The sequence below is a fragment of the Sphingomonas sp. LaA6.9 genome (assembly GCF_022601895.1).
Taxonomy (GTDB): Bacteria; Pseudomonadota; Alphaproteobacteria; order Sphingomonadales; family Sphingomonadaceae; genus Sphingobium_A.
Genome location: NZ_JAKVIO010000005.1, coordinates 133,407 through 156,038, shown reverse-complemented (window position 1 = coordinate 156,038; position 22,632 = coordinate 133,407). Strand labels below are relative to the sequence as shown.

General features: G+C 65.5%; 28 protein-coding genes. 15 read left to right on the top strand and 13 right to left on the bottom strand.

Going from position 1 to position 22,632, the window contains the following annotated elements; translation table 11 throughout:
* Nucleotides 1-17: 17 nt before the first annotated feature.
* On the bottom strand, nucleotides 18-806 hold the full coding sequence (hisN, locus tag MKI88_RS04630; RefSeq protein WP_241629786.1) for a histidinol-phosphatase: 789 nt from the start codon (nucleotides 804-806) through the stop codon (nucleotides 18-20).
* A 46-nt stretch (nucleotides 807-852) separates the two neighbouring features.
* On the opposite strand from hisN, the gene MKI88_RS04625 reads away from it, so the two are divergent.
* The 4 genes from MKI88_RS04625 (at nucleotide 853) to MKI88_RS04610 (ending at nucleotide 4,044) form a co-directional block, all read left to right on the top strand.
* Complete coding sequence (locus tag MKI88_RS04625) at nucleotides 853-1,719, top strand: helix-turn-helix domain-containing protein (protein WP_241629785.1); 867 nt, start codon at nucleotides 853-855, stop codon at nucleotides 1,717-1,719.
* Between the two features lie 80 nt (nucleotides 1,720-1,799).
* Nucleotides 1,800-2,225: a VOC family protein gene (locus MKI88_RS04620; RefSeq protein ID WP_241629784.1), complete on the top strand. Its 426-nt coding sequence runs from the start codon at nucleotides 1,800-1,802 to the stop codon at nucleotides 2,223-2,225.
* Nucleotides 2,226-2,440: 215 nt separating this feature from the next.
* Nucleotides 2,441-3,217 (top strand): DUF2092 domain-containing protein, encoded by a 777-nt coding sequence (locus MKI88_RS04615; protein WP_241629783.1) that lies wholly within the window; start codon nucleotides 2,441-2,443, stop codon nucleotides 3,215-3,217.
* Complete coding sequence (locus tag MKI88_RS04610; protein ID WP_241629782.1) at nucleotides 3,214-4,044, top strand: hypothetical protein; 831 nt, start codon at nucleotides 3,214-3,216, stop codon at nucleotides 4,042-4,044. The genes MKI88_RS04615 and MKI88_RS04610 overlap by 4 nt, the downstream gene beginning before the upstream one ends.
* 54 nt (nucleotides 4,045-4,098) lie before the next feature.
* Here MKI88_RS04610 and MKI88_RS04605 read toward each other — a convergent pair whose 3' ends face one another.
* On the bottom strand, nucleotides 4,099-4,461 hold the full coding sequence (locus tag MKI88_RS04605) for a VOC family protein (protein WP_241629781.1): 363 nt from the start codon (nucleotides 4,459-4,461) through the stop codon (nucleotides 4,099-4,101).
* Between the two features lie 367 nt (nucleotides 4,462-4,828).
* Between MKI88_RS04605 and MKI88_RS04600 the strand changes: the two genes are divergently transcribed.
* The 3 genes from MKI88_RS04600 to MKI88_RS04590 all read left to right on the top strand — a co-directional run bounded on the left by MKI88_RS04600 (nucleotide 4,829) and on the right by MKI88_RS04590 (nucleotide 5,773).
* The gene (locus MKI88_RS04600; RefSeq protein ID WP_241629780.1) at nucleotides 4,829-4,984 is read left to right on the top strand and encodes a hypothetical protein; all 156 of its coding nucleotides are present in this window, start codon (nucleotides 4,829-4,831) and stop codon (nucleotides 4,982-4,984) included.
* A 54-nt stretch (nucleotides 4,985-5,038) separates the two neighbouring features.
* Nucleotides 5,039-5,383 (top strand): hypothetical protein, encoded by a 345-nt coding sequence (locus MKI88_RS04595; RefSeq protein ID WP_241629779.1) that lies wholly within the window; start codon nucleotides 5,039-5,041, stop codon nucleotides 5,381-5,383.
* 108 nt (nucleotides 5,384-5,491) lie between these two features.
* Entirely contained in the window at nucleotides 5,492-5,773 is a 282-nt protein-coding gene (locus tag MKI88_RS04590; protein ID WP_241629778.1) for a hypothetical protein, read from the top strand.
* Nucleotides 5,774-5,831: 58 nt separating this feature from the next.
* On the opposite strand, the gene MKI88_RS04585 is transcribed toward MKI88_RS04590, so the two are convergent.
* From MKI88_RS04585 to MKI88_RS04575, 3 genes are all read right to left on the bottom strand, one after another.
* A complete protein-coding gene (locus MKI88_RS04585; RefSeq protein ID WP_241629777.1) occupies nucleotides 5,832-6,044 on the bottom strand; it encodes a hypothetical protein in 213 nt (70 codons plus the stop codon).
* Between the two features lie 85 nt (nucleotides 6,045-6,129).
* Nucleotides 6,130-6,336, bottom strand: a complete 207-nt coding sequence (locus tag MKI88_RS04580) for a cold-shock protein (protein ID WP_241629776.1) — start codon at nucleotides 6,334-6,336, stop codon at nucleotides 6,130-6,132.
* A 122-nt stretch (nucleotides 6,337-6,458) separates the two neighbouring features.
* Entirely contained in the window at nucleotides 6,459-6,626 is a 168-nt protein-coding gene (locus MKI88_RS04575; protein WP_241629775.1) for a hypothetical protein, read from the bottom strand.
* Nucleotides 6,627-6,835: 209 nt separating this feature from the next.
* On the opposite strand from MKI88_RS04575, the gene MKI88_RS04570 reads away from it, so the two are divergent.
* The 4 genes from MKI88_RS04570 (at nucleotide 6,836) to MKI88_RS04555 (ending at nucleotide 9,649) form a co-directional block, all read left to right on the top strand.
* Nucleotides 6,836-7,210 (top strand): GFA family protein, encoded by a 375-nt coding sequence (locus MKI88_RS04570; protein WP_241629774.1) that lies wholly within the window; start codon nucleotides 6,836-6,838, stop codon nucleotides 7,208-7,210.
* A 266-nt stretch (nucleotides 7,211-7,476) separates the two neighbouring features.
* Nucleotides 7,477-8,292 carry a hypothetical protein gene (locus MKI88_RS04565; RefSeq protein WP_241629773.1) on the top strand — a complete coding sequence of 272 codons (816 nt, stop codon included), beginning with the start codon at nucleotides 7,477-7,479 and terminating at the stop codon, nucleotides 8,290-8,292.
* Between the two features lie 39 nt (nucleotides 8,293-8,331).
* A complete protein-coding gene (locus MKI88_RS04560) occupies nucleotides 8,332-8,838 on the top strand; it encodes a DUF3237 domain-containing protein (protein WP_241629772.1) in 507 nt (168 codons plus the stop codon).
* Between the two features lie 142 nt (nucleotides 8,839-8,980).
* On the top strand, nucleotides 8,981-9,649 hold the full coding sequence (locus MKI88_RS04555; RefSeq protein WP_241629771.1) for a hypothetical protein: 669 nt from the start codon (nucleotides 8,981-8,983) through the stop codon (nucleotides 9,647-9,649).
* Between the two features lie 42 nt (nucleotides 9,650-9,691).
* On the opposite strand, the gene MKI88_RS04550 is transcribed toward MKI88_RS04555, so the two are convergent.
* On the bottom strand, nucleotides 9,692-10,366 hold the full coding sequence (locus MKI88_RS04550; protein ID WP_241629770.1) for a hypothetical protein: 675 nt from the start codon (nucleotides 10,364-10,366) through the stop codon (nucleotides 9,692-9,694).
* Between the two features lie 209 nt (nucleotides 10,367-10,575).
* Here MKI88_RS04550 and MKI88_RS04545 point away from each other — a divergent pair, with 209 nt between their 5' ends.
* A complete protein-coding gene (locus MKI88_RS04545; RefSeq protein ID WP_241629769.1) occupies nucleotides 10,576-11,124 on the top strand; it encodes a hypothetical protein in 549 nt (182 codons plus the stop codon).
* 129 nt (nucleotides 11,125-11,253) lie between these two features.
* On the opposite strand, the gene MKI88_RS04540 is transcribed toward MKI88_RS04545, so the two are convergent.
* The 5 genes from MKI88_RS04540 to MKI88_RS04520 all read right to left on the bottom strand — a co-directional run bounded on the left by MKI88_RS04540 (nucleotide 11,254) and on the right by MKI88_RS04520 (nucleotide 17,711).
* On the bottom strand, nucleotides 11,254-11,688 hold the full coding sequence (locus tag MKI88_RS04540; protein WP_241629768.1) for a CHRD domain-containing protein: 435 nt from the start codon (nucleotides 11,686-11,688) through the stop codon (nucleotides 11,254-11,256).
* A gap of 142 nt (nucleotides 11,689-11,830) precedes the next feature.
* On the bottom strand, nucleotides 11,831-14,779 hold the full coding sequence (gene uvrA, locus MKI88_RS04535) for an excinuclease ABC subunit UvrA (RefSeq protein WP_241629767.1): 2,949 nt from the start codon (nucleotides 14,777-14,779) through the stop codon (nucleotides 11,831-11,833).
* A gap of 157 nt (nucleotides 14,780-14,936) precedes the next feature.
* Nucleotides 14,937-15,629, bottom strand: coding sequence for an energy transducer TonB (locus tag MKI88_RS04530; RefSeq protein WP_241629766.1), 693 nt, complete (start codon nucleotides 15,627-15,629; stop codon nucleotides 14,937-14,939).
* Nucleotides 15,630-16,151: 522 nt separating this feature from the next.
* Nucleotides 16,152-16,598 carry a MarR family winged helix-turn-helix transcriptional regulator gene (locus MKI88_RS04525; RefSeq protein WP_241629765.1) on the bottom strand — a complete coding sequence of 149 codons (447 nt, stop codon included), beginning with the start codon at nucleotides 16,596-16,598 and terminating at the stop codon, nucleotides 16,152-16,154.
* 66 nt (nucleotides 16,599-16,664) lie between these two features.
* Complete coding sequence (locus MKI88_RS04520) at nucleotides 16,665-17,711, bottom strand: cupin-like domain-containing protein (RefSeq protein WP_241629764.1); 1,047 nt, start codon at nucleotides 17,709-17,711, stop codon at nucleotides 16,665-16,667.
* A 117-nt stretch (nucleotides 17,712-17,828) separates the two neighbouring features.
* Here MKI88_RS04520 and MKI88_RS04515 point away from each other — a divergent pair, with 117 nt between their 5' ends.
* The 3 genes from MKI88_RS04515 to MKI88_RS04505 all read left to right on the top strand — a co-directional run bounded on the left by MKI88_RS04515 (nucleotide 17,829) and on the right by MKI88_RS04505 (nucleotide 20,516).
* A complete protein-coding gene (locus MKI88_RS04515; RefSeq protein ID WP_241629763.1) occupies nucleotides 17,829-19,094 on the top strand; it encodes a dicarboxylate/amino acid:cation symporter in 1,266 nt (421 codons plus the stop codon).
* Between the two features lie 273 nt (nucleotides 19,095-19,367).
* Nucleotides 19,368-19,757, top strand: a complete 390-nt coding sequence (locus tag MKI88_RS04510; protein ID WP_241629762.1) for a UrcA family protein — start codon at nucleotides 19,368-19,370, stop codon at nucleotides 19,755-19,757.
* Between the two features lie 258 nt (nucleotides 19,758-20,015).
* On the top strand, nucleotides 20,016-20,516 hold the full coding sequence (locus MKI88_RS04505; RefSeq protein WP_241629761.1) for a hypothetical protein: 501 nt from the start codon (nucleotides 20,016-20,018) through the stop codon (nucleotides 20,514-20,516).
* 55 nt (nucleotides 20,517-20,571) lie between these two features.
* Here MKI88_RS04505 and MKI88_RS04500 read toward each other — a convergent pair whose 3' ends face one another.
* Both MKI88_RS04500 and MKI88_RS04495 read right to left on the bottom strand, forming a co-directional pair.
* A complete protein-coding gene (locus MKI88_RS04500; protein WP_241629760.1) occupies nucleotides 20,572-21,297 on the bottom strand; it encodes a LytTR family DNA-binding domain-containing protein in 726 nt (241 codons plus the stop codon).
* A 22-nt stretch (nucleotides 21,298-21,319) separates the two neighbouring features.
* The gene (locus tag MKI88_RS04495; protein ID WP_241629759.1) at nucleotides 21,320-22,441 is read right to left on the bottom strand and encodes a sensor histidine kinase; all 1,122 of its coding nucleotides are present in this window, start codon (nucleotides 22,439-22,441) and stop codon (nucleotides 21,320-21,322) included.
* Nucleotides 22,442-22,632 lie beyond the last annotated feature (191 nt).

The window sequence follows — 22,632 nt, the reverse complement described above, 5'->3', positions numbered from 1 at the left end:
GAGCAGTGATGCCGGGATCAGTGATGATGATCGCCGGCAGCGAGCGCCTCGATGATGTCGTCGATCCGCGCGGGATCGCCCGCCGCGATGACGTCACCCTTGCTGTCGGCATCGAGCGGATCGCCCGCCCAGTTGCACATCCGCCCGCCCGCGCCCTCGACCACGGGAATCAGCGCGGCAAAGTCGTGCAGCTTCAGCCCCGCCTCGACGACGATGTCGATATGCCCCGACGCGACGCCGCCATAATTGTAGCAGTCACCGCCGAAGATCGTGTCGCCGCACTGGCGTGCGAGCCATGAGAAATGCTCGCCCGAACATCCCGGGAAAAATTGTGGCCCGGTGGTTGCGAGGATCGCCTTGTCAAGCGCGGGGCAGTTGCGCGTCGATACGGGCTTGCCATTGAGCTCGGTCGTGCGGCCGACATAGCCGATCCAGCGTTCGTGCGTGATCGGCTGGTCGATCAGCCCCATCACCGGCCAGCCATCCTGCAGCAGCGCGACCAGCGTGCCGAAAATAGGGCGTCCCGCGATGAACGCGCGCGTGCCATCGATCGGGTCGATCACCCAGGTCCGTCCGCTCGTGCCCGGCTTCTCGCCATATTCTTCGCCGATAATGGCGTCAGCTGGCAGTTCTGCGTCGAGGATCGCGCGTATCGCCGCCTCGGCGGCGCGATCGGCCTGAGTCACGGGGGAGGCATCGCCCTTGGTTTCGATCTCGTAGCGCGCGCGGAAAAAGGGGCGAATCGCAGCGCCGGCAGCGTCGGCCAGCCGGTTTACAAGCGCAATGTCGGTGTCGGGACGGGTCATGGCGCGTGCGGTAGCGCATGCGCGGACAAGCGGCTAGACAATGCGGATGGAAAATCGCCGGCCCGGCACGGTGCGCCGCCATGACGACGGCGTCGACATGTGGGAAATGGTCGAAGCGCCGCCCGAAGCGAGGCTGACGGGCGCGGTTGTCGGCTATACGAGCTATTTCGAACGGACGACCTCCTTCACCGCGCGGCGCGAACTCGCCGCGACCGAAGGCGTGCTCATCTTCAACCTCGGCGATCCGCTGGAGATCGTCGGTGCAGACGGGCGCGCCATTGTTCTGGACGCGGGCGACGGTTTTGCGGGCGGTATCGCCGATGCCACCTCTATCTCACGCGCCTGTGGCTCGCAGGCGGGCGTCCATGTGTTTCTTCCGCTCGAGAGTCTCGCCGCGGTGACGGGCGTACCCGCCGGCGAGATCGCGAACTGTGTCGCGCGGCTCGAGGATCTGCTTGGGACCGCCGCGAGAGACGTCGGCGCCCGGCTCGCCGATGCCGCTTCGCATGAGGCGCGGTTTGCGCTTCTCGATGAATTCCTGATGCGCCGGCTCTATGTGGCACGTCCGCTTGACCATGCGGTGCTCTGGGCGCGCAAGCAGCTCGCGCGAGACGCGGCGCCAGGTGTCGCGGTGCTAGCGGACGAGATCGGCTGGAGCAGAAAGCATCTGGCGCATCGCTTCAGGGTGGAAACGGGGATCGGTCCGGATGCCTATCGCCGGCTCGCGCGCTTCGAGCGTTTCTGGAATGCGCTTCGGGCGTGTCCCGACGACAGTCTTGCGGGTCTCGCGGTCGAAGCAGGCTATCACGACCAGCCGCATCTGGCGCGCGACGTCCGCGCCTTTAGCGACATGACGCCGGGCGAACTTCGCGCGCGACTGATACCCGGGCAGGGCGGCGTCCGCGACGACTGAGCGCGGCAGGTTACAATCGTGCAAGATCGAGCGACGGCGCAGGGCTAGCGTTGCGATCTCATCATTGCCGGAGACCCGACATGCCCGTCAAACCCGCCATCATTCCGTGCCTGTCCTACAAGGACGCGCCCGCCGCGATCGCCTTTTTGTGTGATGCTTTTGGCTTCACCCGCCACGCGGTCTATGCCGACGACAAGAACCCCGACTTCATCCATCACGCCCAGCTCGTGCGCGATGGTCAGTTGGTGATGCTGAGCAGTTTCGCGCGCGACAGCGACTATATGAAGAAGGCCAATATCCTCCATCCGCAGGACGCGGGCGGCAATACCCAGTCGATCTATGTCGTGCTCGACGATGTCGATGCCCACGCCGCCACCGCGCTGGCCGGAGGCGCCAAAATCATCCTCGACCCCATAGATCAGGACTATGGCGGCCGCGTCTATTCGGCCTTCGATACCGAGGGCTACGCCTGGAGTTTCGGCAGCTATGATCCATGGGCGCAATAGCCCCCGCGCCTCATCCAGAGGCGTATCGGGACGTGGCCGAAAAGGCTGAAAAAGTCTTCTGAATATATCCCATGGATTCAGCCTATTACAGCAATATCCGGCTTGCACATCTTGCCGCGGGTAAGGAATTTACCCCGTCAAATTGCGGGATAACACCGATAGTTCGCGCAATGATTTGATGCCATATTCAGAATGAACCATGGTGGAGCAGGAACATGCGCGGCTTGGCATTGATCCTTTGCGCTGCGACGTTGGTGACCGGCACGAACGCCAGTGGCCAGGCGGACACGCCTGCCAGCGCTCCGACCCTTACCAGTGAAGCGGTCAATCCCGAAGCGGTCGCGGCGTTGAAGCGCATGAGCGACTATCTCAAAACGCTCAAGTCCTTTCAGTTGACCGCCAATTCCACCCGCGATCTTGTTACCGTCGACAATCAGCGCCTGCAAACCGATGCGGTCGTCCAATACAAGGTGATGCGGCCGGGCATCTGGGTTCATTTCGACAGCGATCTGAAGGATCGCGAATTCTACTTCAATGGCAAGAATTTCACCATCTATGCGCCCAAGCTCAATTTCTACGCAACCGCGCCCGCGCCGGCCACCAATGCCGAATTCATCAAGGCGATTTACGACAAGTTCGGCATTTCATTGCCCCTGGAGGATCTCTTCCGGTGGAACGATGGCGATGATTCGGACCTGCAGGCGCTGACGTCGGGCTTCAGCGTTGGAACCGCCAGGATCGACGGCGTCCGGACCGATCATTGGGCATTCCGACAGGGTGATTATGATTGGGAAGTGTGGATCGAGCAGGGCGACCGTCCGCTGCCGCGCAAACTCGTGATCGTCGATCGAACCGATCCGGCACTGCCGGCCTATTCTGCCCGGCTGAACTGGGTTCTCAATCCTCCCCTTTCCGTGAGCGACTTCACCTTCGTGCCCGGCAAGGACGCGAAGCAGATCCAGCTCGCCACGTTGGTGGAGGACAAGAAATGACGAGGGCCTCTTCATTCACGTGCATCGCCGCACTCCTGATACTCGTTGCCGGACAGATCGAGGCCGCCGATGCGCGTGGTCGCGGCGGCGGCGGCGTACGCGGCGGCGGTTCGACGAGCATGAGCCGCGGCGGCGGCGGCGGTGGTGGCAGTTTCAGCCGCGGTGGCGGCGGGGCCAGCCGCAGCAGCACCGCGAGCCGCGGCAGCGCCAGTCGCGGCGGAAGCTATAGTCGTCCCGGCGGCGGCAGCTACAGCCGACCCAGCGATCGCTCGGCAAGCCGCGGTCAAGCCGCGACTAGACCGGGCGCGGGCGGAGCCGGAACCAGTCAGCGTGCAGGCGCTGGCCAGCGGGCAGGCGCCGGTACGACGCAGCGGCCGGCAGCCGGCGATCGGGCAGGCGCGGGCCAGGCCAACCGGGGCGACAGGGCCGCTGATCGTCAGACCAACCGCGGCGACAGAGCCACGGATCGCCAGACCAACCGCAGCGACCGTCAGACAAATCGCGACACCAACCGCAACGTCAACCGCAACACCAATATCAATAACGATATCAACATCGACAATGACTGGGATGGCTGGGGCGGCTATTACGATCACCCCATCGGCGCCGGGCTCGCGATAGGAGCAGTCGCGGGATTGACCGCGGCGGCGATCGGCTCGGCCTATTATGCCCTGCCGCCCGGCTGCGCGCCCTATCCCTATGGCGCCTATTCCTATTATTCGTGCGGCGGCGCCTATTATCAGCCGCAATATGAAGGCGACACGGTCGTCTATGTTACCGTGCCGGATCCGGCCAGCCAGCCATCGACGACGGTGGTGGTGCCATAACGGAATTCCGACCACCGCAATGGCGGCATCGGGCGGCTCGATTCTGACCGGTATTCAGTCTTTCGCGTCGAGCTGGTGAAGTATGATCGAATTGCCGTCGGGGTCGAGGCAGACCATCATGCGGCAATGCGGCCCCTTCACCAGATCGCCGACGAGCTTTGCCTCGCGTGTGGTCAGATCCGCAATGAGCGCGTCCAGATCCGCAACCTCGAAGGCGATCGTGCCTCCCGCCTCCGCGCTCGGCTTGCCGCCGGTGACCGTCGTTATCGCGAGACAGCCTCCCTCGAGCAGATCATATTCGACCCAGGGACTGGTTTCGGGCCAGGTCGACGCCAACCCGAGCACCCCTTCGTAGAACGCCCGCGCGCGTGGCATGTCGGACACCGGATACATGGTGAAGGCAACCTTGCGGATCATGGGATATCTCCTTGCTGGCGATATGAACCGTCTCGCGCGCCCGCGCGGCGCCGATGCGTGTTGGCCCAGACCGTTCCATAGCATGACCGATCGCGATCGCGATGCGGGAGGGCCGCACAAGCGCATTGTCGACCGACACCGCGGCTTGCCCGTTCGGACGGATGCGGCTAGGCATTGCCGCGTCATGCACGCGCACGCTCTTGGCCGATTTTGGTACCGCTGGTATAAACTGGCGGTTCCCGGCACGCTGCGCGACTGACGCAAGACTGAACCGGAAGCCGCCTGCACGCAGGGCGGCGCCCGGCTTTCCATCGACAGCTTGCCCCCGCCCCCGCGTCGCCGACGGCCTCCACCAAGGAGGTAGAACATGATCGGTAGTTTCGATTTCGATGTGGTCACGGGACCTTCGGGCGCCGACACGCCCAGCGCAGGTGCGCGCGTGATGCCCGATGCGAAGACGCGGCAAGACGGTGACGCGACATCGTCGTCGCCGCCAAGGCAAGTCTCCCAGCCGCGCGAATGATTTGACGCGCGGGCGGCTTGGGCGTGTAATGAACGCGCAAGGGCGGAGAAGCGCATGGCGAAAAAGGAAAAGGCCGCAAAGGGCAAGAAATCAGCCAAGGCGAAGAAGGCCGACCGGCTACCCAGGGAAGTCGGCGGGGTGAAGATCCCGAAGGCGCTGCGCAAGGATGGCGAGAAGCTGATCGCACTGCTCAAGCACCCTCTGGTCGCAGAGATGGCGGCGGCAGGGCTGATGGCGTTCGCCAGGGAGATGCGCGGCGGCAAGGCAAGTGCGCACGCCCCTGCCGACGAGGCCAGAGCCGCGCGCAAGGATGCGGGCAAGGCGCTCGGCGAGCTGGCGCAGGTCGCCGCGATCCTCGGCACTGCGCTCGCCGCGCGAACGGGCGGCACGCGGAACTGAGGCGTACCGCGCGCGAATACCTCGCCGAAACGGAGCACACTTGGATCGACTCGCCGCGATGACCATTGCTAGCCACCAGACGATGCGGGGCTTGAGAGGACGGTCATCATGGCTCGGTCGATTCGTGTGCTCTATCGCGGTCAACAGGGTACGATCCGCAAGAATTTCGACTGGCCGCCGATCCGGCTGGATTCGGCAGTTGTCATCACCGCGGCGGAATTCAATTTCGTCGAGGGCCTGATGGGCGGCCCGAAGACGTTGGGACGGCCGCATCTGGGTGCCGCCAGCATCTACGTCACCAATGTCGGTCCGCATGGCGCGGCGCCGAAGCCGGTGGCGTCGAATTCCTGCTCCATGTCGACTGGGATAGTCCGCTGGACGTTGTGGTGACGATCTCGGTGCTCGAAGACATCGAACAATTCCACCAGGCGTGAAGCCCGGCGGCGGCTCAGCCGCGGCCCATGCGCCTTGCGGTGGCGGCATCGCGCACGCGTCGCTCTGCGGTTACGCGATCGGAACGCGCAGCAAGATCTTCCCAGACTTCCGCGGAACGCAGGCAACGATCGCGGACATTGGCCAGCGTCGCGGCATCGGCGTCGATGCGCGCAATTCGGGCCTGTTCATGGCAATATTGCGCGTGGGTAGGCTGGCTGGGCTTCATCACGGGGTCCGCGGCAGGCAGGGTATCCGGGGCAACGGGCGTGCAAAGGATCAAGCCCCCGCACGCCCGCCCCCAGGGCAGGGGATCAGGCCTGCTGCAGGTTTGCCGCGGCCAACTTGCCGCGCTTGTCTGCCTGCAGTTCGTAAGAAACGCGCTGGTCCTTATCGAGCGTGCGCATGCCCGCGGCTTCGACCGCGGTGATGTGAACAAAAGCGTCCTCGCCGCCATCCTCGGGCGCGATGAAGCCATAGCCCTTGTCGGTATTGAAGAATTTCACGGTGCCGATCGGCATATCATATTTCCTTGGGTAGAGCCGGGCCGCCGGTCCGATGGATAGGCGACGCGGTAGGCCGGGGCCGGAATTTGATTGACCCCTTGCGCCATCCGACCCCGGCCGGCGCAAGGATATACGGTTCAGGCGGCCGTAAGCTCGCTGGCGTCGGCGCAGCGGAAACGCGCGATGCGATCGCCATAGGCATGGGCGAGCTTTTCATGCACGCGGCGGCTGCACGAATCGCTGGCAGCGTGCGCGCGCATCAGCGAAACCTGCTGACGATGATAGAGATAGTTGAGGTCTTCCATTGAGTGCGCACCATCGGGGCAAGCGGGAGCGCATAGGGTCTCTCAGCCGCGCGAGAGCTTGAGGGCAGGAATCGCGCGATGTGGCGGGTGTAGCACAGCGACGGTGGCGAGTCGCATGAATTCGCCCCCAAGCGCTTGCACGCGCTTGCTTCCGCGCTAGGCTCACCCATCGGAACACGTCACAACAGGGACCGCAAGGAGGTGCCGCGATGAGCGCGACCGGATCATGCCATTGCGGGCGCGTGCGCTTCACGGTTCCATCGATGCCGCGCGAGGTGAAGGCGTGCCGCTGCTCGATCTGCAGAAAGCTGGGCAGTCTGTGCGCCTATTGCCACCCCGATGATTTTCGCCTCGCGGCGGGGAGCGCGGCGGCGCTGTCGAGCTACAGCCACGGCGACCGCATGATCGCCTTCCGCTTCTGCGCGACGTGCGGATGCAGCACGCACTGGCACGCGCTCCCCGAGCGGTTCGACGAATGCTTCCCTGAGGGCTCGCCGCCGCGCATCGGCTATAATGCGCGGCTGCTTGATGGTTTCGATGTGCACGTGGTGACGGTGATCGAGAGCGACGGACCCGAAGGCTGATCCCGCGGCTCGCCCGATGAGCCAATGGAGCCGCGCACTGGCTATTTTTTCCGGAGGCTCAAGCGTTGCGCAGGCGTCGCGATCGGGGCAATGGAATCGTGTCGGGTGATGGCCCGCCGACAGGGCCGAAGCGCGCGGGCCCGTTTGACCACCGCGCGACACCCGCGCGTGACGCGACACGCGCCGCGGCATCGGCCGCCCGCTCCGCCGCGACGTTGCAGTGGTTGAAGTGCGTTTCCCTTGGCCATCCTGAAAGGGGATTCGAAATGCGCAGCGACATTTTCCTGATCGGCGGGCTCCTGTTCCTCGCGGGCTGCGGGGGCGGGGACAATGCGACGGGCGAGGCCAACGCGGCCGCGGACGCGGGCGTGGCGAATGCGACCGATGTCGCGGCGCCCGCGATCGAGGCGCCCAAAATCGATTGCGACGCGGTCAAGCCGCAGACGGCGCCCAAGGGCGAGCCCGCCGACGACATATTGGGCGTACGCCAGGGCATGACGCTCGACCAGGTCAAGGGCGTGCTGCAATGCAAGAACGCCAATTATGCGATCAACACCAATACCAACACGCTCTCGTTGCCCGAGGGCGGCCAGATGTCGCGGATCAACCTCAACGCCGACACCGGGCTCGACAAGGTCAATGTCTGGCTCGTCGGTCCGCCGGGCGGCGAGCAGGTGGTCCATGTCGACCGCGCGACCGAATATGCCGCGGGGCAGGAAATCGCGCTCGAGAGCATCACGCAGGAACTTGCCGCAAAATACGGAAGCTTCGATGCGCCCTATGGCAACAATTCGGGCCTCATCGTCCGTTCGCGTGACGGGCAGCGCATGAGTAAGGACAATTCGAGCTATGGCGAGTGCAGCAATCACGATGTCCGCACCGACCGGGTGCTGCCCTGCCTGAATGTCGTGACCTTCGAGGTGAAGCCGAGCCAGCAGAACCCCGCGCTGGCATCGGGCTTTGGCGTCGCCGTGACCAACCAGGCCAGGGTCGCGCAGATGGCGGAACTGACGAGGCAGCAACAGACCCAAGCGGTCGAACGCGCGAAGGAGACCGCCAAGGAAAAGGGGCTCGAACTCTAGGCCCCCGCCCCACCCGGCGGCGCGCGGAAAGGCGTCCTCATGGAAGACCAGGACCTGCAACGCCCCGGAGACCCCGGCCCCGAAACACCGCCGGGGCTGGCGCCGCTGTGCGCGCTCCGCTTCAGCGTGGCCGACATCACCGATGTCGAGGCGCTCGCCCCGGGGCGGCGCGTCACGCTCCAGATCATCCCGGGATCGGAGATCGACGGCGCGCGGATAAGGGGGCATCTCCTGCCCGGCGGCACCTTCACGCAGACGGGACGCGCCGACAATGTCGTCGAGGTCGAGGGGCGCTTCGTGATCGAGACCGACGACAACCACCATATCGCGGCGCGCTCGATCGGGCTGATCTCGCTCCCGCCGCGCTTCGCGGCGCAACTGGCGCGCGGCAAGCCCTATGACCCGACCGAGCTCTACGCGCGCGGCGCGATCCTGTTCGAGGCCGCGGAGGGCAGCCCCTATGCGTGGATGAACCGCGGGCTCTACCTCGTCCGAACCGAATGGCGCGGCCCGCACGCCTATTCGACGGTGTGGCGCGTGCAGTAACTTGGTCGCCGACCTGAACCCGACCCGCCTGGTTCCACGGACAACCAATATGGCTAACTGCAGGACAGCGCAAGATCAGGCTATCGCCAGCGGTACGTAATCCTGCCCGATATCGGTTGCGCGCGAAAAGCGATAAGGCGCGGTGCGCCTCGGGACAGGCGGCGCTGACGCGGAGGTGCGCATGTTCGTGACGGGCACATTGGTCGAACTCGAAGAGGGCGGCCGCTTCGACATGATGATTCCACTGCCCCGTCCGATCGCGGACGATCACTGTTCAGCCTTCGTGCTGGTCGAGCGCGTTGTCGAAAGCGGCGAGGCGCCCGCGGAAGCCGGCTTCACCGCCGAACTGCCGGGGGTGAAGCCGCTGGCGACCGAACTCCGGACCATGCAACTGTTCGCGGGCAGTGTCAGCGACGATCTGGACGCATTGATGCTGAGCGTCGTCGCGCAGGTTCGCGGCCGCTTTCGCATCTTCGTCGGCTGGGCGAGCCGCCGGCTGCGCGAGGTGTGGGCCAAGCTGCGTTGCCCCGGATGCCGCATGGCGCTCAAGGCCGCGCTGAAGGCGGGGCTGGGAATGCTCGGCGTCCCGCTTCCCGAGGGCGGCGAAGTCATGATCGACTCGGTCGACCGGTTGCTCGACGCGCTCCTCCAGAGCGAAATCGTCGAATTCCTGAGCGACCTGCTGGGCGAGCACGCATTGGACGCTCTTCGCGATGCGGTCCACGGCGCCTTCGATCCGGTCTCGAAAGCGCTGCGGCTGCTCGACGAGTTGTTCTTCGCGATCTGCGCGCGATTGGGGCTTTGCCCCTGACGGGCTTCGCCGCCCCGTCGGTCGCCCTGAACCGATCAGGGCCTACGCAATCCACGGGATACTGTGCCCGCCCATCGCAAAGTCGGTCAGCGTCGGCGCGGTGAAGGTGAAGACGTTATGCCATGGGTGGGACTGGGCCCAGGGCAGCGCCGGTCCGACGAACTCCACGCCTTCCACCGTCGTCCCGGGCGCGAAAGCGGTGTCGGCAATGAAGGGCGGCGCCGGAATGTCGCGAAACAGGATGAGATCGGGATTCCCCGTGTACGGAATCACCATCGACCAGGTCCACCAGACGCGGGGAAGGATGAACAGCAGCGGGGTCGCGGGCGGCACGAACAGCACGGGGAACCACAGTACCCAGAGCGTGCCCTCCCCCTCGGTCGGGCGCAGATAGACGGTGACGGCGTCCTTCAGATTGTCGGTCGCGGCGGGGGGCCTGTGGTCGCGCAGCGTGAGGATGTCGTCGAGCGACGGCGCATCGAAGCGGCGATCCCCGACATGCTTTTTGAGGAAGCGCTTCGACATCGCCTCGGCTTCTTCGGCGGGGGCGCCCGGCGTGATCTCGATCTCGAAGTCCGACTTCGCGAACACCTCCTCGATCGCCGCGCCCGGCCCGGTGATCGACAGCTCGTAATGCGTATTGCCTTTCACATCCGCGACCGGCGCGGACCAGACGGGGCGCTCCTCTCCCGAGCGCTTCAGATCGGCGAGTTTCATGGTCCACCTCCGGCGGCACCGCGCGCGTGAGTCGTGGCTCACGCGGCGCAAGGAGTATATCCGGGCCCGGCGCGGCCGGCCGTACTGTGTTTTCGCCCGCGTAATTTTCCCGACGGGGGGCGAACGGCCGACGACGTGCGGTGGCTTGCGCGCCGGGCGTTCGGCGCTAGTCTTGCGCGCATCGGAGGCGCCGCAAGGGGAGCGGGGACATGACGCCATTCGAATTCGTGTTCGCGCTGTTCGTCCTGCTGCTCGGGCTGTCGATCGCCGAGATGCTCGGCGGATTGGCGCGGTCGATCAAACTGCACGACAAGGTGCGAATCGGCTGGCTGACGCCGCTGCTCGCGGTCGAGATACTGGTCAACCTGACGACCTTCTGGTTCGAGAGTTGGCGGCTGCGCGACCAGGGCGCGCCGACGCTCGGCAGCATGCTGATCACGCTGGCGCTAAGCGGAGCCTATTATCTGGCGGCCTCGCTGGTCTTTCCCGATCCGGGCAAGGAGCCCGGCGATCTCGACGAGCATTTCATGGTCAACAAGCGCGCCGCGCTGGGCGTGATCCTGGGCTGCAACCTCGCCGCGCTGACGATCGTGACGCTGCACGCGGGCACGATCCCGGGCGGTCGCTTCTGGCTCACCAACGCGCTTTTCCTCGGCCTGCTCGCCGCGACCGCATTCACCACGTCCAGACGGTGGAGCCTCGCCGGGCTGGTCACCCTGCTCTGCATCCACGCCTTTGCGGTGGTGGTGACGATGTGAGGCGTGGCGCGCGGGCTCAGCCTCGGCCACCACCTTCCCGCCCTTCGAAAAGTTCAGGATGAGCGGAACAGGCCTCCTCGAAATGGCGGGCCCGCGGGTGGCTTTGCGCTCGGCGGGCCGTGCCGGACCTTATTTGCCGAGTTGGCCGCGTACCGCGCCCGCGGGGTGCGGGGCGTTGTGGACGTTCACGTAGAACGCCGCAGGGGTCTGGATCAGCTCCTTGGCGAGCGCGCGATCGATATCGGCGCAGCCCTTGCTGGTGCCGCTCGCGGGTGCGTCGAGCGGGACCACGACGGGGCCCGCGACGTCGGGCGCGCCCCGGTGGATATGCGCCGCGGTGGCGGTCTCGATGTTCTTGACCGCAAGCTCGTAGCAGACCTGGGTCTGGCCGGGATTGATGCGGAAGCTGGCGGTGCCGCTGCCGTCGGCATCGCCGGGGCCGGGCACCTCGGCGGCGCCGGTCATGCTGACCGAGATCGGCCGGCCGCCCTGCTGGGCGGGCGCGACGGCGCCGGCTGCGAGCGCAACGGGCGCGAGAAGCAGGGCTGATAAGAGGATTTTCATGCAAACCTCCTTTTGCTGAATGCGGCGGGACGATCGCAATTCGCCCGCCCTTCTTTCGCTGCAACCCCCGGCGCCGTGCAACTGTTCCGAGGGCGCCCTTGCGCCGACGCAAGGCTGCGTATCCTTCTCCCACCAAGAAGGATTATTCGGCCGCCGCCTCGTCGAACTGCAGCTCCGTCGCCGGCGCCTTCTTGCCGCGCTCCAGCAGCGGCCTGAGATAGCCGCCGGTGAAGCTCCGCGGATTATCCGCCACCTTCTCGGGCGTGCCTTCCGCCACCACCTCGCCGCCCTTGACGCCGCCTTCGGGGCCGAGGTCGATGATCCAGTCGGCGGTCTTGATGACGTCGAGATTATGCTCGATCACCACCACCGAATTGCCCTGCTCGACGAGCGCGTGGAGGACTTCGAGGAGCTTCCTCACATCCTCGAAATGGAGGCCCGTGGTGGGCTCGTCGAGGATGTAGAGCGTGTTGCCCGTCGCCCGCCTGCTCAGTTCCTTGGCGAGCTTGACGCGTTGCGCCTCGCCGCCCGAGAGCGTCGTCGCCTGCTGGCCGACCTTGACATAGCCGAGCCCGACTTCGGCGAGCATCGCCATCTTGTCGCGGATCGGGGGGACGGCCTTGAAGAACTCGACCGCGTCCTCGACCGTCATGTCGAGCACGTCGGCGATACTCTTGCCCTTGAACTTCACTTCCAAAGTTTCTCGGTTATAGCGCTGGCCGTGGCAGACATCGCAGGTGACGTAGACGTCGGGGAGGAAGTGCATCTCGATCTTGAGCACGCCGTCGCCCTGGCACGCCTCGCAGCGGCCGCCCTTGACGTTGAAGGAGAAGCGGCCGGGCTTGTAGCCGCGCGCGCCGGATTCGGGGAGGCCCGCGAACCAGTCGCGGATATTGGTGAAGGCGCCGGTATAGGTGGCGGGGTTGGAGCGCGGGGTGCGGCCGATCGGCGACTGATCGATGTCGATCACCTTGTCGAGATGCTCGAGCCCGGTGATCTTCTCATGCTTGCCCGCGATCATCCGCGCGCCGTTGAGCGCGCGCGCCGAGGCGGCGTAGAGCGTGTCGACGGTGAAGCTCGACTTGCCCGAGCCCGAGACCCCCGTGATGCAGGTGAAGGTGCCGAGCGGGATGCTCGCGGTGACGCCCCGCAGGTTGTTCGCGGTGGCGTTGTGGACGGTGAGCTTCTTGCCCGAGCCCTTGCGGCGTTTCGCGGGGACGGGGACCTCCCGCCGGCCGGTCAGGTAATCCGCGGTGATGCTCGCGGGGTTGGCGAGCACTTCGTCCAGCGTGCCCTCGGCGACGATCTCGCCGCCATGGACGCCCGCGCCCGGCCCCATGTCGATGATGTAATCGGCGTGGCGGATCGCATCCTCGTCATGCTCGACGACGAGCACGGTGTTGCCGAGATCGCGCAGGCGCTTCAGGGTTTCGAGGAGGCGGTCATTGTCGCGCTGGTGGAGGCCGATCGAGGGCTCGTCGAGGACGTAGAGCACGCCCGACAGGCCGCTGCCGATCTGGGAGGCCAGGCGGATGCGCTGGCTCTCGCCCCCCGAGAGCGTGCCCGAGGTGCGATCGAGGTTGAGATAGTCGAGCCCGACATTGTTGAGGAAGCCGATGCGCTCGACGATCTCTTTCAGGATGCGCTCGGCGATCGCGTTCTGCTGCGGGGTGAGTTTTTCGGGGAGCGTGGTGAAGAAGGGGAGCGCGTCGGCGACCGAGAGGCGCGTCGTGGCGCTGATGTCGGTGCCCGCGATCTTGACCGCGAGCGCCTCGGGCTTGAGGCGCGCGCCGCCGCAGGTCTCGCAGGGGTGCGCGGCCTGGTATTTGCTCAGCTCCTCGCGCATCCACGCGCTCTCGGTCTGGAGCATGCGGCGGTTGAGGTTGCCGATGACACCCTCGAAGGGCTTTTTGACGTCATAGCTCTTGCGCCCGTCGACGAAGGTGAGCGTGACGGGCTTGCCCCCGGTGCCGTGGAGGATGATCAGCCGGACCTCGCCGGGAAGGTCCTTCCACGGGGTGTCGAGCGAAAAGCCGAACTCGCGCGCGAGGCTGGCGAGTACCTGCATGTAATAGGGGCTGGGCGGGTTGGACTTGGCCCAGGGCACGATCGCGCCCTTCTTCAATGAGAGGTCGTGATTGGGGACGACGAGATCCTCGTCGAAGAGCAGCTTCTCGCCCAATCCGTCGCAGGCGGGGCACGCGCCCTGCGGCGCGTTGAACGAGAAGAGCCGCGGCTCGATCTCGGCGATGGTGAAGCCCGAGACGGGGCACGCGAATTTCTCGGAAAAGACGATGCGGTTGTCGGGGACGCCCGCGCCCTTCATCGCGCCGCCGGCCGCTGCGACCTCAGCCTCGCGGCCGGGCACGGGGCCGTCGGCCATGTCGGCATAGGCGAGGCCTTCGGCAAGCTTCAATGCGGTCTCGAAGCTGTCGGCGAGGCGCGTCTCTATGCCTTCCCTGACGGCGATACGATCGACCACGACCTCGATATCGTGCTTAAACTTCTTGTCGAGCGCGGGGGCTTCCTCGATCTCGTAAAACTCGCCGTCCAGCCGCACGCGCGTGAAGCCCGCCTTCTGCCATTCGGCGAGCTCCTTGCGATACTCCCCCTTGCGGCCACGCACGACGGGGGCGAGCAGGTAGAAGCGCGTACCCTCGGGGAGCTGCATGACGCGGTCGACCATCTGGCTGACGGTCTGCGCGGCGATGGGGAGCCCGGTGGCGGGCGAATAGGGAATGCCGACGCGCGCCCAGAGGAGGCGCATATAGTCGTAGATCTCGGTGACCGTCGCGACCGTCGAGCGCGGGTTGCGGCTGGTGGTCTTCTGCTCGATCGAGATCGCGGGGCTGAGCCCCTCGATATGGTCGACATCGGGCTTCTGCATCAGCTCGAGGAACTGGCGCGCATAGGCCGAGAGCGACTCGACATAGCGGCGCTGCCCCTCGGCATAGATGGTGTCGAAGGCGAGGCTCGACTTGCCCGAGCCCGAAAGGCCGGTGATCACGGTCAGCGTATCGCGCGGAATCTCTACATCCACGCCCTTGAGATTGTGCTCACGCGCACCGCGCACGCTTATGTGGGTCAGCATTCGGAACGCCGATGCTTCGGTATATGTGTCAGCATGGTGGCATCTGTTCCAGATTTGTTCGCGAGTCGCAAGCGCGGGCGCGGCGGAACGCGCGGCCCTGCTGCCAGATAGTGTCAGCAGCCGCCGCGACAAGGGCCGGCCGGCTGGCGGGTCCGGCTTAAGGCAGCCGCCAGGTGATGCGCTGGGATACCCACGACGCCACCGGCTTGCCGCTGGTATCGAGCGCAGGCTCATAGCGGAAGCGCGCCGACACGAGGGCGCAACTCACCGAATCGAGTTCAAGCGACCCGCTGCTGCTGACGATCGTGCAACCGACCGGCTGGCCTTTCGGATCGACCACCCAGCGCAATGCGACGGTGCCCTGTTCGCCCCTGTTTGCCGCGCCCTTCGGGTAGTCGAGGTCGCTGACGTAGCCGGCCACCATTTTTGCTCTGGTTGCGATCATCGCCAATGCTGCGGGGTCGGCCCCCCAGCTGCGCAGCAGGTCATCCTGACATCGATCGAGAACCTTGCGCAGTTGCGCCATGTCAGTCAGCGCGAACTCTCGTCGCGACGCCTGATCGGTATCGAAATTGATAGCGGTCGCCTTGCCGAGCGCTTCAAGCGGGATGTCCTGCACATAATAGCGGCTAATGTGTCGACGCAGCTTGAACGCGTAGGCGTCATAATAATAGGCGGCAAAGTTCTGGCCCGAGGGATCCAGCGTCACCTTGGTCTCCCCCTTCGTCTTGCGGGCCAGGTTCCGGCTCGCTCCAATCATGAGCTCGATATTCGAATCGCCGGGGAGGGGTTTCAGGAGCAAAGTCAGCGGCGCCTCCGGCGTGCCATATTCGCGTATCGCGACGCACATCGAGTCGGCGAACTCGACGGTCCATTTTCCCGAAGGCGTATATGTCGCAGCCGGCTGCGCGGACGCGGCCGCCGTGAATGCCAGAAGCGTAGCGATACCCATTTTATCCCCCGATCTTGAGCACTTGTATTATTCGGCGTGGCGGTCGCCAAGCCGGTTTGACCGACCCCGAACTGCTCGCGCCGGGAAGATCACCGCGCAACCCGTTGAAGCTGCTCAATGCTTTCAAAATGGGCCTGAATTGATGCCGAGGCGCGCATCGCGGCTTTGCCCATCGGTGTCATGACAGTTAGGTTGCAGCCATTGGAAGTCGGGGGGCTTCCAATGCCAATGCGCTTCGGGGCGCGAAGGCGATCGTTGCAGGGTCGGGACGCAAGGCGACGGCGCAGGAGCGGGGGGAGCTACACACCACGCAACGCGACGGCGCACCAGGGATCGGGCAATGAGCGCCAACCGAGCGGTCGACGCGGACACGGTGCGGCTATATGCGAGCCGGCGTCCGCGTCGACCCTTTTTCCGCCATCAGGCCCAGGGCGCGCCGCCGGCCACCGAGTCGCGGATCGCGAGCCAGGCGTCGAACAGCATCTCGATCCGCGTGCAGCCTAGCGGCGTAAGGTTGACGATGGTTCGGCGCCGGTCGCGCCGGTCGCCCGACAGCACCACCAGCCCGTCGCGCTGCAGAGTCTGCAACCAGCGATGCGCGGTCGCGGGCGGAACGAGCGAGGCGATATAAGCGTCGTTCTGGAAGACGGTGCGCCCCTCGCGGTGGCAGACATAGAGATCGAGCAGCATGTCGAACGCCGCCTCGCCGAAATAGTCGCGGTTGAAGAGCTCGAGGCGCAGGTGGCGCATGTGGAGCAGTCCGCGCGCGAGGTTGAGCCGCGCGCTCATTTGCGCATCGACGTGCGTCGCCGATACGTCGTCCGCGGCGCACGCGATGGATTCGCCAGTGATCTCTTCTCCGTCCATGGCGCCATTTCTTGCGCAGATCGAACCGCAGCACAATCGGCCAGCGCGTCGCCGAGGCGATTGCTGTCACACGAGGCCGTAGCTCGAATAATGGCTGTAGAAATCGTTGTCGGCGGCGAAATTGGTGAACGACATCCCGATCGTCACATCGCGCGATTCGACATGATGCCACCAGCCGACGGGCAGGAAGAGCGCTTCGCCCGGACCAATATCGCATTCGAGCACGGCGGGGCGCCCCTCGCGCGCCGGGCCGGGAAGCAGTTCGCCGGTCTTCCATTCGCTGAAGCAGTGGCGATGGTTGCGCATCAGCGGCGTATCGTGGCTGGCGACGAGGCGGACGCGCTTGGTGCCGCGGATCTGCAGCAGCAGATTGTTGGTGAGATCATGGTGCCAGGGCGTGATTGTGCCGCGCGGGCCGATCCACAGGAAGCCATCGCGGCCCGGTTCGGCGACGAGTATGCCCGGAATATCGCCGACGTCGTTCCAGAGTTCCGCGAGTGCGCGTCGATTGTGATCGTGATTGTTGGCAGTCATGTAGAAGTCGTTGCTGGGCCTGGAATCGCGCAACCGTGCAATGACCTCGGCAAAGCGGCGCACTGTGCCATGCGCGGCTGAATTCACTTCGTAATCCTTGTCGGCTTCGCGGTCCCACTGGACGCGGACTTCGCGATCGCCGAAGCGCTGCTCGAAATCGTCGAGTGACCAGCGCTGCATCGCGGGCCAGTGATCCACCAGCCCGGTGAGCAGTACGGGGCGGTGGGCGTGATAGAAATCGCCGAAGAAATCCATGGCATCGCCGACCCGAAGCCGCGGCACTTCGGCGGCGGCGGCGTCGGCACGGCCGGCGGCCAGCCGCGCCTGATTGGCGAGTACCCAGTCGCGCTTGGCGAGGCGCGCGCGCAGGCGCGCCGCGCCGATCAGATACGGGCTCTTCGCCGCGCGTTCGATCTCCGAGACCGCGAGCGCATGGACGATTCCGCGCCCCGCGATCTGCTGCGCGAGCCGGTCGGGCTCGGCCCCGAGCAACAGTGCCTCAGCAATTTCGCGCCTCAGATCATCGTTGACAGCCAGGCCGCCATGACCGCCCCCACCTTTTTTCTTCTTGCCCGCCATAGGTTTTCCGCGCCCTTGCCCTGTCGCGTCCTATGACGGCCGTGCGTCAGAATTGTTACGATTGGCGGCACTCCAATTCGCGGCTACTCAACGGCAGGTTAGAGTTGAGGGGGATGCATGCCGCAAGCGTGGAGGATATTGATCGGGTTGCTGGCCGGGCTTGCGCTGGGCGCAGGTGCAGTATGGGCCGGACTAGGCGGTCTTGATCGCGTGACTGCAATTGCGGGGCCGATCGGCGGACTATGGCTCGATGCGCTCAAGATGACGATCATCCCGCTGGTGGTGGCGCTGCTCATCACCGGTATCGCGCGCACCGCCGACAGCGCGCGCGGCGGGGGGCTTGCGCTCAAATCGGTGGCGCTGTTCGTCGGCCTGCTCTGGCTGTCGACCGCGATCGCGGCGATACTGATCCCGAGCCTGCTCGTGCTCTGGCCGATGCCGCAGGAGGCGGCGCAGGCGCTGCGTGCCGCGCTGGGCCAGCCGCATGTCGAGGTCGGCGCCCCGCCGGGCTTCGCCGATTTCCTCGGCTCGATCGTCCCGACAAATCCGATCGCGGCGGCCGCGGCAGACGCCATGCTGCCGCTGATCCTGTTCACGACGTTGTTTGCGATCGCGATCACGCGATTGCCCGCGACGCAGCGCGAGCCGCTCACCGCCTTTTTCGCGGCGATCGCGGACGCGATGCTGGTGATGGTCGGCTGGGTGCTGTGGCTGGCGCCGCTCGGCGTGTTCGCGCTGGCGCTGGTCGTCGGCATCCAGGCGGGTACCTCCGCGATCGGTGCGCTGCTCCACTATATCGTCATCGTCTCATGCGCCGGGCTTGCCGCCTGGGCGCTCGCCTATCCGATGGCGGCGTTCGGGGGCGGGCTGCGCCTCGGTGCCTTTGTGCGTGCGGTGGCGCCCGCGCAGGCGGTCGCGCTCTCCACCCAGTCCTCGCTCGCCTCGCTGCCGCCCATGCTCCGGAGCTGCGCGACGCTGGGCGTGCCCGCGAGCGTGGCGAGCGTTTCGCTGCCGATCGCGGTCGCCATCTTCCGCGTGACCAGCCCCGCGATGAACCTGGCGGTCGCGATCTATGTCGCGCACTGGTTCGGAATGTCGCTCGATCCCGCGACGATCGCGACCGGCGCCGTCGTTGCCGCGGTCACGACGATGGGATCGGTGAGCCTGCCCGGCCAGATCAGCTTCCTGACCTCCATCACTCCGATCGCGGTCGCCATGGGGGTGCCGCTCGAGCCGCTCGCGCTGCTCGTCGCGGTCGAGATGATTCCTGATCTGGTGCGCACCGTCGGCAATGTCACGATGGATGTGGCGGCGACGAGCGCAATTGCGCGTCACAGCGGCGTGATCAGCGAGTCGTCGACGAGCCCGGTCACAGATTCGTAACAAATGCAACGAATCTGCCATTTCTTAAGAAATATTCATATAGCGACGTGCGTTCGTCGATATCTATATGTCGTTCATCGCCCTGTGAGCCGTTCGCAGAGCCTCCCGAGCCGCCTGTCGAAGCGCGCGTGAAGCCCGATCGGGACAATTGTAGTCAATAGATGCGCGGCGGATCGACGGCGTTCCCAGAGCCTACCCGATCCGCCCGCACCCCGCGCCGCCTTCCCCTTGCGGCGGCGCCCGACGACCCGAAGTTTCAGGAAGGACCAGACCATGTATGTAAAGACATGTGCGGCCATTGCGGCCGCGCTGGCCGGCGCCACATTGCTCCACGCGGCGGCCTTTGCCGGCGAAACCGAACCGATGGTTGCCACCGCCCCGACCAGCGAGACGCATTCGATCGCGGTGAGCTATGCCGACCTCGACCTGACCGAAAACAAAGGCGTTGACCGGCTGAACACGCGGGTCCGCAACGCGGCGCGCACGATCTGTGAGGTCGGCGGGATCAAGCCCGTGAAGATGATCCAGCTGTCGAACGAATGCTATGGCGGCGCAATGGAACGCGCGACGCGCGACATCGAGATCGCGGTAGCCGCGGCGCGGGGCGGCGACCAGCTGGCCAGCCGCGACGCGACAGGCCAGATCGCCGTCCGCCGCCAGTAATCCCCCGACGGTGTGACGGCACCGCGCTTCGCCGTCCCCGTTCCGCCCCGCCCACCAAGGGCAAATGACGCTCCCGGCCTCCCCTTGGGCCGGGGGCGTTATACTTTTGAGCATGTTTTCAGGAACATCGCGCCGGTCTATGCTGTGATGCAAACGATCCACCCGGAATGAAGGGGAGGGCGACATGCGCAGACGACTGGCGATGGCCGTGGCGGGGACACCGCGTATCCCCGTGGTCAGCATCGCACTGATCAGGGCATGAGCCGGTTGTATCGCGCTGCTCCGCCGATGCTCTTTCTGGCCACGGCCATGGGCCCGGTCTCCGCCGGCGTCCCGCATCTCGACGATCCGCTGCGCTTTTTCGCGGGGCGGACCGAAAGCGTCAGCACGATCAAGGTGATTGCGAGGAAGCCCTATCGCTCAAACACCGTGGGTCATGGCGAGATCGGCGCCGATGGCGCGCTTGACCTGGTACAAAGGGTGGAGGAGGACGGCCGACCGGCCTTTGAACGGCGCTGGCGCATCCGAAAAATTGCCCCGGCGCGTTTCTCCGGCACGATGTCCGAAGCCAAGGGATCAGTGACGATCGACGAAATTGGTGGGCGCTTTCGCTTTCGCTTCACGACGAAAAGCAATTTCTCGGTCGAGCAGTGGCTGACGCCGGCGGCCGATGGCAGGTCGGCGCGGAGCGTGCTCATGGTTCGAAGGCTGGGGCTGAAGGTCGCGAGTTCCGAAGGAATCGTCCGCAGGGTCGAATGACGTACAGGGCGGTTCCTGCGACCGTTTCGGTTCCGCCTTCTTGCCGGGAAAGGCTCTAGCGCCCCGCGATCGCCTTGGCCGCCGCGAGATAGGTGCGGCCGATGCGCACCTCGCCTTCATCGCCCATATCGGCAAACCAGACCCCGCAGCCGTCGTGGCGAAGGCGGAGGATGCGATCGCGCCGGACGATCGTCGAGCGATGGAGGCGGATGAACCGGTCGGGATCGAGCCGCGCTTCGAGCGAGGCGATGGTCTGGTGGAGCAGGAAGCTGCGCCCGCCGACATGGAGGCGCATATAGTCGCGCTCGGCGTCGATCCTGTCGATATCGTCGGCGGCGATGCGGACGAGCTCGGCACGGTGTGGCACCCAGAATTCGGTGGCGAAATGCGACTCGGCCGCGGGTTCGGCCTCGCGCACGATGCCGCGGCGTTCGGCAACGCGCTTGACCGCGCGCACCAGCCGGTCGGGTGCGACGGGCTTGAGCACATAATCGACCGCTTCGATGTCGAATGCCTCGACCGCGAAGCTGTCAAACGCGGTGACGAAGATGATTGCGGGCGCTTGGCTCTGACGTGCGAGCGCGCGCGCGACGCCGATGCCGTCAAGCTCGGGCATGGCAATGTCGAGCAGCAGCAGATCGGGCTTGAGCGCCTCGGCAAGCCTGAGCGCGGCGGCGCCATCGGATGCGGTGCCGATGACCTCGATCACCGGTTCCCTGGCACAGATCAGCTGGAGCCGCTCGATTGCGAGCGGCTCGTCATCGACGATAAGGGTTCGCATCGGCGCATCTTCTAGCGCCTCTTCAACCGCCACGATAGACCTCGGGCATCGTCAGCCGGACGACGAAGCCGCCCTCGGGCGGGGCAAGCCATTCGATCCGCGCGGAATCGCCGAAACGCGCGGCGAGCCGGTCGCGGACATTGGCAAGACCGATGCCATTGCCCTGGATGTCCTCGCCCTCGGCAGCGCCATTGCCGTTGTCCGCGACGGTGAGGATCAGCTGACCGTTTTCCGCGCGCGCCGTGATCGAGACGGTGACCGGACGGCTTGCGCGTGACACGCCATATTTGATCGCATTCTCGACCAAAGGCTGGAGGATGAGCCCTGGTACGCAGGCGTTGAGGAGGGCGTGGGGAACCTCAATCCGCGTCTTGAGGCGACTGGGAAAGCGTACGCCCTCGATATCGAGATAGAGCCGCTGAAGGCGCACTTCCTCCTCGAGCGTGACATCGTCGAGCGGATCGCCCGAGAGCGAGGTGCGGTAAAAGGTCGAGAGGTTCATGATCATCGTCTCGGCCTCGGCGCGGCTGTCCTTCATCACCAGCGAGCTCAGCGAATTGAGCGTGTTGAAGAGGAAGTGCGGATTGACCTGATAGCGCAGCGAACGCAGCTCGGCCTGCTGCGCGGCGCGCGCGAACTTGGCGGCGCGGCGCTCGGCGACGCGGACCTCGCCCGCATAGGAGATGGCGAGGTAGAGCGCCGCCCAGGCCGAAAAGAAGAAGAAGCGCGACAGCCCCTGCTCGCCGATCTCCTGCCACAGCGTCCATCCCTCCGCCTTCATCGCGAGATCGGCCTCGTCGAACATGCTCTGGGGGTCGTAGACGTTGAAGACGTAATAGTTGAACGCCGCCACCGCGACCGCGCACGGGATCGCGCCGAGAAAGGCGGTGGTGATGCGGAGCCAGAGCGGCTGGCGATCGAACTGGCGTAACAGCAGATAGAGCAGCCAGGTGAGCACGATGCCCGCCGCGGTGACGACCATGCGGCGCTCGGCCATTTCGGCCTGCGCGGGAAAATCCATGACCATCGCGCGCAGCGTGACGATCAGTGCGTAGAACAGCCAGAAGCCGATTATCGAGTAGAAAGCGATGATCGGTCGAACGGTGTGGTGCGGCTGTTCCTGTGCATGCGTTTCAAATTCCATGCATCCTTGTAGCGCGCAAAGACCGAAAAGCGCCATTGCTCCTATGTCGTCCGTCGAAAGGCTCCCCGATTTTGTCGAAAGGCGAGGCGGTAGGCGCGTTTCGTCCGCGGTCGGAACGGGGAACGGATGGGCGCCCGGTCCGTGTCGATTCCGCAGCGCGGAATCGCGACTGTTGCAGGATTGTCACGCCA

Excerpts from the sequence above, each read along its gene's own strand:
- MKI88_RS04550 (WP_241629770.1), bottom strand. The coding sequence starts at position 10,366 with ATGAAACTCGCCGATCTGAAGCGCTCGGGAGAGGAGCGCCCCGTCTGG.
- MKI88_RS04575 (WP_241629775.1), bottom strand. The coding sequence starts at position 6,626 with ATGGAAGACCTCAACTATCTCTATCATCGTCAGCAGGTTTCGCTGATG.
- MKI88_RS04610 (WP_241629782.1), top strand. The coding sequence starts at position 3,214 with ATGACGAGGGCCTCTTCATTCACGTGCATCGCCGCACTCCTGATACTC.
- MKI88_RS04545 (WP_241629769.1), top strand. The coding sequence starts at position 10,576 with ATGACGCCATTCGAATTCGTGTTCGCGCTGTTCGTCCTGCTGCTCGGG.
- MKI88_RS04620 (WP_241629784.1), top strand. The coding sequence starts at position 1,800 with ATGCCCGTCAAACCCGCCATCATTCCGTGCCTGTCCTACAAGGACGCG.
- MKI88_RS04520 (WP_241629764.1), bottom strand. The coding sequence starts at position 17,711 with ATGGCGGGCAAGAAGAAAAAAGGTGGGGGCGGTCATGGCGGCCTGGCT.
- MKI88_RS04565 (WP_241629773.1), top strand. The coding sequence starts at position 7,477 with ATGCGCAGCGACATTTTCCTGATCGGCGGGCTCCTGTTCCTCGCGGGC.
- MKI88_RS04510 (WP_241629762.1), top strand. The coding sequence starts at position 19,368 with ATGTATGTAAAGACATGTGCGGCCATTGCGGCCGCGCTGGCCGGCGCC.
- MKI88_RS04495 (WP_241629759.1), bottom strand. The coding sequence starts at position 22,441 with ATGGAATTTGAAACGCATGCACAGGAACAGCCGCACCACACCGTTCGA.
- MKI88_RS04515 (WP_241629763.1), top strand. The coding sequence starts at position 17,829 with ATGCCGCAAGCGTGGAGGATATTGATCGGGTTGCTGGCCGGGCTTGCG.
- MKI88_RS04580 (WP_241629776.1), bottom strand. The coding sequence starts at position 6,336 with ATGCCGATCGGCACCGTGAAATTCTTCAATACCGACAAGGGCTATGGC.
- MKI88_RS04590 (WP_241629778.1), top strand. The coding sequence starts at position 5,492 with ATGGCTCGGTCGATTCGTGTGCTCTATCGCGGTCAACAGGGTACGATC.
- MKI88_RS04625 (WP_241629785.1), top strand. The coding sequence starts at position 853 with ATGGAAAATCGCCGGCCCGGCACGGTGCGCCGCCATGACGACGGCGTC.
- MKI88_RS04570 (WP_241629774.1), top strand. The coding sequence starts at position 6,836 with ATGAGCGCGACCGGATCATGCCATTGCGGGCGCGTGCGCTTCACGGTT.
- MKI88_RS04595 (WP_241629779.1), top strand. The coding sequence starts at position 5,039 with ATGGCGAAAAAGGAAAAGGCCGCAAAGGGCAAGAAATCAGCCAAGGCG.
- MKI88_RS04600 (WP_241629780.1), top strand. The coding sequence starts at position 4,829 with ATGATCGGTAGTTTCGATTTCGATGTGGTCACGGGACCTTCGGGCGCC.
- MKI88_RS04530 (WP_241629766.1), bottom strand. The coding sequence starts at position 15,629 with ATGTGCGTCGCGATACGCGAATATGGCACGCCGGAGGCGCCGCTGACT.
- MKI88_RS04505 (WP_241629761.1), top strand. The coding sequence starts at position 20,016 with ATGAGCCGGTTGTATCGCGCTGCTCCGCCGATGCTCTTTCTGGCCACG.
- MKI88_RS04540 (WP_241629768.1), bottom strand. The coding sequence starts at position 11,688 with ATGAAAATCCTCTTATCAGCCCTGCTTCTCGCGCCCGTTGCGCTCGCA.
- MKI88_RS04560 (WP_241629772.1), top strand. The coding sequence starts at position 8,332 with ATGGAAGACCAGGACCTGCAACGCCCCGGAGACCCCGGCCCCGAAACA.
- MKI88_RS04585 (WP_241629777.1), bottom strand. The coding sequence starts at position 6,044 with ATGAAGCCCAGCCAGCCTACCCACGCGCAATATTGCCATGAACAGGCC.
- uvrA (WP_241629767.1), bottom strand. The coding sequence starts at position 14,779 with ATGCTGACCCACATAAGCGTGCGCGGTGCGCGTGAGCACAATCTCAAG.
- MKI88_RS04615 (WP_241629783.1), top strand. The coding sequence starts at position 2,441 with ATGCGCGGCTTGGCATTGATCCTTTGCGCTGCGACGTTGGTGACCGGC.
- MKI88_RS04605 (WP_241629781.1), bottom strand. The coding sequence starts at position 4,461 with ATGATCCGCAAGGTTGCCTTCACCATGTATCCGGTGTCCGACATGCCA.
- MKI88_RS04525 (WP_241629765.1), bottom strand. The coding sequence starts at position 16,598 with ATGGACGGAGAAGAGATCACTGGCGAATCCATCGCGTGCGCCGCGGAC.
- hisN (WP_241629786.1), bottom strand. The coding sequence starts at position 806 with ATGACCCGTCCCGACACCGACATTGCGCTTGTAAACCGGCTGGCCGAC.
- MKI88_RS04500 (WP_241629760.1), bottom strand. The coding sequence starts at position 21,297 with ATGCGAACCCTTATCGTCGATGACGAGCCGCTCGCAATCGAGCGGCTC.